The 6382-nt window shown below is 60.6% G+C and carries 5 protein-coding genes; 1 reads left to right on the top strand and 4 read right to left on the bottom strand.

Annotation, left to right across the window (positions count from 1 at the left end; genetic code table 11):
* Positions 1-280: 280 nt before the first annotated feature.
* The 4 genes from hemG to pepQ are packed head-to-tail and all read right to left on the bottom strand — an operon-like array spanning position 281 to position 4246.
* Positions 281-805, bottom strand: a complete 525-nt coding sequence (gene hemG / locus ACPDZI_RS22420) for a menaquinone-dependent protoporphyrinogen IX dehydrogenase (protein ID WP_276844702.1) — start codon at positions 803-805, stop codon at positions 281-283.
* Between the two features lie 7 nt (positions 806-812).
* Positions 813-2270 carry a TrkH family potassium uptake protein gene (locus ACPDZI_RS22415; protein WP_011704169.1) on the bottom strand — a complete coding sequence of 486 codons (1458 nt, stop codon included), beginning with the start codon at positions 2268-2270 and terminating at the stop codon, positions 813-815.
* Between the two features lie 36 nt (positions 2271-2306).
* Positions 2307-2924, bottom strand: a complete 618-nt coding sequence (locus ACPDZI_RS22410; protein ID WP_268014055.1) for a YigZ family protein — start codon at positions 2922-2924, stop codon at positions 2307-2309.
* The gene (pepQ, locus tag ACPDZI_RS22405; RefSeq protein WP_017410857.1) at positions 2924-4246 is read right to left on the bottom strand and encodes a Xaa-Pro dipeptidase; all 1323 of its coding nucleotides are present in this window, start codon (positions 4244-4246) and stop codon (positions 2924-2926) included. Before pepQ ends, ACPDZI_RS22410 begins: the two co-directional genes overlap by 1 nt.
* Positions 4247-4436: 190 nt before the next feature.
* Between pepQ and ACPDZI_RS22400 the strand changes: the two genes are divergently transcribed.
* On the top strand, positions 4437-6374 hold the full coding sequence (locus ACPDZI_RS22400) for an acetoacetate--CoA ligase (protein WP_438833813.1): 1938 nt from the start codon (positions 4437-4439) through the stop codon (positions 6372-6374).
* The last annotated feature ends 8 nt before the right edge of the window (positions 6375-6382 follow it).

The following is a 6382-nucleotide window of genomic DNA, read 5'->3' as shown; positions in this document are numbered from 1 at the left end:
TCACGCTTGTCGCGTTGAGGAGGCGCATATTACGCCTCTCACTTCGAAAGTCAAGCGATTGTTTTCGCTTTTCTTTCGGCGCCCACTTCGCAAGGAAGCTGGCTCATCAGGTTGGCGTGTTCTGCCGTGCTGGTAGGGGCGCATTATAGGGAGCCGCGCCGCGATGACAAGGGCTTTTTGCAAAAAATGGCATTTTTTGGCTTCCAACAGTTCAAACGCCTATTTATCCAACAAAAAGCCCCGCAACCGCGGGGCTCAGGCCATTCAGGACGATGGGTTGCTATCTTTTTGACCAGAATTCCTGGGCAAAGCCACGCACTTTTTCCCAATCGGTAAACTCGAGGTCCTTGCTGGTATCCGTACTGCCACCGGTGATCTTCATGATCAGCTGGATAATGCGGGTCTGCCACCAGTTATAGCGGGAGTACTGCAATGCACCGGCAAACACCCCCAGGGTTTTCGGCTTCCAGGGGGAGAGGCGTAGAAACTTCTTCATATAGGCGTTGGTTTGCGGGGTCTGCTTCTCCGGCTTGCGAGCCGTCAGGTTGACGCAGAAGAAGGCAGCGTTGGCCACTTCCAGCTGTTCGTGATGAGCGTGAATAAAGCTGAACAGGCTGGGATGGAAATTGCCATAACGAATGGAGGCACCGATCAGCACCTTCTTGAATTTGCTGAGGTTGCACTTCGGCAGGCTGTGCAGATCCTGCATCACCACCTCGCAACCCTCGATCTCTGCCAGCATGGCATCGACGATCTTTCGTGTTTGCCCGTCACGGGAAGAATAAAGCACCAGAATCTTGTCCATACCAACCTCAACTACGCCAGAATGCAGGGGTAAACAGTACCAGAAGAGTGAAGATTTCCAATCGGCCAAACAGCATGGCGACGACCAGTATCCATTGTGCCGTTGCCGAGATCTTGCCGAAGTTAGCCGACACCTCGCCCAGCCCAGGCCCCACGTTGGTAAACGCAGCCGCCACGGCGGAGAAGGCGGTCACCTCGTTCAAGCCGGTCATCAACAGCAACAGCATAAAGATGAAGAACAGAATGATGTAGGTGGCAAAGTAGCCCCACACCGCCTCCACGATCCGCTCAGGCACGGCACGACGACCCAGCTTGAGGGTATAGATGGCGCGCGGGTGCACCAGCCGCTTCAGTTCGCGCATCCCCTGCAGGAACAGGATCATGAAGCGCATCACCTTGATGCCGCCTCCGGTACTGCCGGCGCAGCAGCCGATGAAGGCGGAGAACATCAGCAGCATTGGTAGAAAGGAGGGCCACTCCGCATAGCTGGTCGTGCTGTAGCCGGTGGTCGTGCCCAGCGACACCGCCTGAAACAGACCGTGGTTGAGCGCCTCCTGCCAGGTGGCGTAATGACCGTGAAACAACAGGGAAACGAAGCAGATCAGCACCAACACGCACTGGATGCTCAGAAATACCTTTAACTCAGAGTCGCGCAGATAGTTGCTCAGCCGTACCGGCTTGTGGGCGAACACCATGAAGTGCAGGGCAAAGTTGACGCTCGCCAGCAGCAGAAACACCACAGTGATCAGGTTGATGGCCGGGCTGTTGAAAAAGCCGATGCTGGCGTCGTGGGTCGAGAAGCCGCCCACCGACAGGGTGGAGAAAGAGTGGCAGATGGCATCGAACAGGGTCATGCCCGCCATCCAATACGCCAGGGCACAGAGGGAGGTGAGCAACAGATAGATGAACCAAAGCGCCTTGGCCGTCTCGGCGATGCGCGGGGTGACCTTGTTGTCCTTGACCGGCCCCGGAATTTCGGCGCGATAGAGCTGCATGCCCCCAATGCCGAGAAGCGGCAGTATGGCCACCGCCAGCACTATGATCCCCATGCCCCCCAGCCACTGCAGCAGCTGGCGATAGAACAGAAACGCCTTGGGCAGGTTATCCAGCCCTGTGAGCACGGTCGCCCCCGTGGTGGTCAGGCCGGAAAAAGACTCAAAGAAGGCCTCAGATACCGTCATGCCGGGCACCTCTCCCAGCAGGAACGGCAAGGCCCCCACGCTGCCCAGCACCACCCAGAACAGCACGACGATGAGGAAGCCTTCCTTGGATCTGAGATCTTTCTTCTGATGGCGGTTGGGAAACCAGAGCGCGGCACCGAGCAGCAGGGCGATGAAGAAGGAGTTGACGAACTCGGCACCACCGCCATCACGATAGCCAAAGGCGACCAGCGCGGGCAGCAACATGGTCGAACTGAACAGCGCGACCAGCAGGCCAACGATACGAATGATGCTCAGAATCTGCATTCCGGCTCCCTCTTCAGACTAAAAGAGCGATGGATTCTAGCCATCTAAGGGACGAAGGGATACCCGACCCTGGGTTCGGTCGGTCAATTCCTGTGCGATTCTGCTCCAAACAGCGGATTCCCACGCCACCTGCAGGGTGACGCTGGCGCCGTAGTCGGCTGCCAGCAACTGGCCCTGATGCGCCTGGATTAGCGCTTCTACCGCTCCCATATCGGTATAGTCGCACTGGATGAGGGAGGCTGTCTGCTGGCGCTTGATACGGGTTTCGAGCTGCTTGAGGGCGGCGCCCACGCCACCGCCATAGGCCTTGACCAGGCCGCCGGTGCCCAGCAGTACCCCACCGTAATAGCGCACCACCACGGCGGCGATCTCCCCGAGACCGGCCCCCATCAGCTGGGCCAGCATGGGCTTGCCAGCGGTACCCGAGGGCTCGCCGTCATCGCTGAAACCGTACACCTGACTGTCCTGCGGGGCACCGGCAACAAAGGCCCAGCAGTGATGCCGGGCCCCGGGATGTTGCTGTTTTATCTCGCCGATCCAGGCTTTGGCAGCCTCTACGGTCGGCGTGTGGGCAATATAAGTGGTGAAGCGGCTCTTCTTGATCTCTTCACTCACCTCCAGCGGTGCAGCCGGTATGGAATAATCTGCCGCCATCAGAGCCCTGCTTGTCTGGTCAGGTTTTCCACCCCGTTGGCGTGCAGCACCACGTTGTCTTCGATGCGGATGCCGCCATAGGGGCGCAGCGCCTCGACCTTGTTCCAGTTGACCCGCTTGCCCTGTTCACCGAGGCGCAGCGGCTCCAGCAGGCTGTCGATGAAGTAGAGACCCGGCTCGATGGTGAACACCTGGCCCACTTCCATCACCCGGGTGCAGCGCAGATAGGGGAACTGTTCGGGGGCAGACAGGTGGGTACCGCGCTCATCCTGCATGAAGCCGCCGGCATCGTGTACCTGCAGGCCGAGGAAGTGGCCGAGACCGTGGGGGAAGAAGACATTGGTCACCCCGGTATGGATCATCTCGTCCACCGACATGTCTACCAGCTCGGTGGCTTGCAGCAGGCGCGCCAGTCGGTGGTGCATCTGCAGATGCAGCTCGCTGTAACGGCGACCCGGCTTGATCTCCTCGATGACCTCCTGCTGCTGGGCATCCAGCGCCGCAATCAGATCGGCAAACTCACCGCGGCGCCAGGCCCAGGTCCGGGTTATGTCGGAGGCATAGCCGTGCACATCCACACCGGCGTCGATGAGGAAGGAGTAGCGCTCCGCATCGGGCACCCGCTGGGCGGAGAGGTGGGTGTAGTGCAGGATGGCCGCATTACGGTTGATGGCGACGATATTGCCGTAGGGCGCCTCATTGGCCCCCTGCCCGACCGCCTTCATGTAGGCCAGGTTGATCTCGAACTCGCTCGCCCCCGCCATGAAGGAGTCCTTGGCCGCAATGTGGCCGCGTACCCCGATGCGGTTGGCATCGCGCAGGCATTCCAGCTCATAGGCCGTCTTGTAGGCGCGATGATAATGCAGATAGTTGAGCACCGCCTCCGGATTGGGCTGGCCCAGCCCCAGCAGCTCGGCCACCTCCAGGTGGCCGCCCAGATAGGCCCACTCCTGCTTGTTGGCCGGCAGGTGATCAGCAACCTGCTCCGGTCGAGTCAGGAAGCGGATGTCGAAGAAGTCGACCCAGAAGGTGTTGGGCAGCTCCGCTACCTTGTGCCAGAAATCCACCGGCCGGTAGAACAGCAGCACCGGTTTGTTCACGCCGTCCACCAGCAACCAGCAGTGAGGATTGTCCAGCACCGGCAACCAGGCCTTGAACTGGGGGTTCACCTTGAAGGGGTAATCCTGATCATCGAGGAAGATGCGGTGGGTCTGGCCGGAGTGGATGGCCAGACCGCTCAGTCCCTGCTGTTGCAGTATGTCGCGGGTGCGCTGCTGCAAGGTGTCGAGGTGCTGGGCAAAAAGTTGGCTGTAGCTGCTCATGGCGTCCTGCTCCGGGAGAAATGTGGTTTCAGCATAACATCAAGCGAATCAAGGCTCGAACCGTCAAGCAATCGCTTCGTGAGGTAACGCATACGTTACAAGGCTTTTGTTATGAAACAAAAACCAACCATTAACAAATAAAAAACAATTCAATACACTGCCGGTAGATACATGCAGTCAGGGACTACTCATGCACAACCTTTGCCTGTGGCAACCGGATCAGGAGCGGATTCAGCAATCCAACCTCCAGCACTTCATGGCCGAGGTCAACCGCTTCCACGGCCTGCAGCTGCACAGCTACGCCCAGCTCTACCAGTGGTCGGTGGAGAAGACAACCCGTTTCTGGCCGCTGGTGTGGCAGCACTGCGGCGTCAAGGGCGAGCTCGGCAACATAGTGGCAGAGAACCGCCAGGAGATGCAGCGCACCCGCTGGTTCCCGGACAGCCGGCTCAACTTCGCCGAAAACCTGCTGCGCCGCCAGGATGACACGCCGGCCATCATCTCCCGCATCGAAGGGAGCCCCAGCCAGCTCTTGAGCTGGCGCGAGCTGGCGGATCAGGTCGCCAGGCTGGCCCAGTGGCTGCGTGGCCAGGGAATCGGCCGGGGCGATGTGGTGGCGGCCTACCTGCCCAATATCCCGCAAACCGTGGTGGCCATGCTGGCGACCACCAGCCTGGGGGCGATCTGGACCTCCACCAGCCCCGATTTCGGCGAAGCCAGCGTGGTGGAGCGCTTCGGCCAGACCCGGCCGCGTGTGTTGTTTGCGGTGGATGGCTATCGCTACAACGGCAAGGCCATCGACATTCAGGACAAAGTGGCAGGGGTTGTCAGCCAGATTGACAGCATAGAGCAGACAGTCATGATCCCCCTGCTGGGCCACCCCCTGCAGCTTGGCCACGACTGGTGCCAGATCCTGGCCGGTCAGCCGGATGCCAGCCTGCAGTTCGAGCCCATGGCCTTCAATGACCCGCTCTACATCCTCTATTCGTCCGGCACCACCGGCAAGCCCAAGTGCATCGTGCACGGCATCGGCGGCACCCTGCTGCAACATCTGAAAGAGCACCAGCTACACTGCGACATCAAGCCGGGGGAACGCATCTTCTACTTCACCACCTGCGGCTGGATGATGTGGAACTGGCTGGTGAGCGCCCTCGCCTCCGGCGCTACCCTGGTGCTCTACGACGGCTCCCCCTTCTACCCGGACGGCAACGTGTTGTGGGATCTCGCCCGCGACGAAGAGGTCGCCCTGTTCGGCACCTCGGCCAAATACCTGGATGCGCTGCACAAGCAGGGTTATGCCCCGATCAAGACCCACCAGCTGCCGCAGTTGCGGCTTATCTGCAGCACCGGCTCCGTGCTGTCGCCGGAGGGGTTCGACTACGTCTATCAGCAGATCAAGCGGGATGTGCAGCTCAGCTCCATCTCCGGTGGCACCGACATCTGCTCATGCTTCGTCATCGGCAACCCCATCAGCCCCATCTACCGCGGCGAGAGCCAGGGACGCGGCCTCGGCCTCGCGGTACAGGTATTCAACGAAGCAGGCCAGCCGGTGCAGGGGGAAAAAGGCGAGCTGGTCTGTACCAAGCCCTTCCCGGCCCAGCCCATCGGCTTCTGGGGAGACGCCAGCGGCGACAAGTACCACGCCGCCTATTTTGAACGGTTCGACAACATCTGGTGCCATGGCGACTGGATCGAGCTGACCCCGACCGGCGGCATCCTGTTCTACGGTCGCTCCGACGCTACCCTCAACCCGGGCGGCGTGCGCATCGGCACCAGCGAGATTTACCGCTACGTCGAGCAGCTGGAGGAAGTAGAAGAGAGCATCGTCATCGGCCAGCAGTGGCAACAGGACGAGCGGGTGGTGCTGTTCGTCAAGCTCAAGCCAGGCCTCATGCTGGACGAAACGCTGCGTGAGCGCATCCGCCAGCAGGTGCGCCTGCACTGCACCGCCCGTCACGTGCCGGCCCGCATCCTGCAGGTGGACGCCATTCCGCGCACCAAATCCGGCAAAATAGTGGAGCTGGCGGTGCGGGAAGTAGTGCACAACCGGCCCGTCAACAACACCCACGCCCTCGCCGATCCCGAGGTGCTGAGCCAGTATCGCGACCGGCCCGAGCTGGCCAGCTGAGGCCACAC

Source organism: Aeromonas oralensis, from assembly GCF_049665575.1.
GTDB classification, from domain to species: domain Bacteria; phylum Pseudomonadota; class Gammaproteobacteria; order Enterobacterales; family Aeromonadaceae; genus Aeromonas; species Aeromonas hydrophila.
The sequence above is the reverse complement of the archived record's forward strand: the minus strand, read 5'-3'. Positions and strand labels throughout refer to the sequence as shown.

Excerpts from the sequence above, each read along its gene's own strand:
- ACPDZI_RS22400 (WP_438833813.1), top strand. The coding sequence starts at position 4,437 with ATGCACAACCTTTGCCTGTGGCAACCGGATCAGGAGCGGATTCAGCAA.
- ACPDZI_RS22410 (WP_268014055.1), bottom strand. The coding sequence starts at position 2,924 with ATGGCGGCAGATTATTCCATACCGGCTGCACCGCTGGAGGTGAGTGAA.
- hemG (WP_276844702.1), bottom strand. The coding sequence starts at position 805 with ATGGACAAGATTCTGGTGCTTTATTCTTCCCGTGACGGGCAAACACGA.
- ACPDZI_RS22415 (WP_011704169.1), bottom strand. The coding sequence starts at position 2,270 with ATGCAGATTCTGAGCATCATTCGTATCGTTGGCCTGCTGGTCGCGCTG.
- pepQ (WP_017410857.1), bottom strand. The coding sequence starts at position 4,246 with ATGAGCAGCTACAGCCAACTTTTTGCCCAGCACCTCGACACCTTGCAG.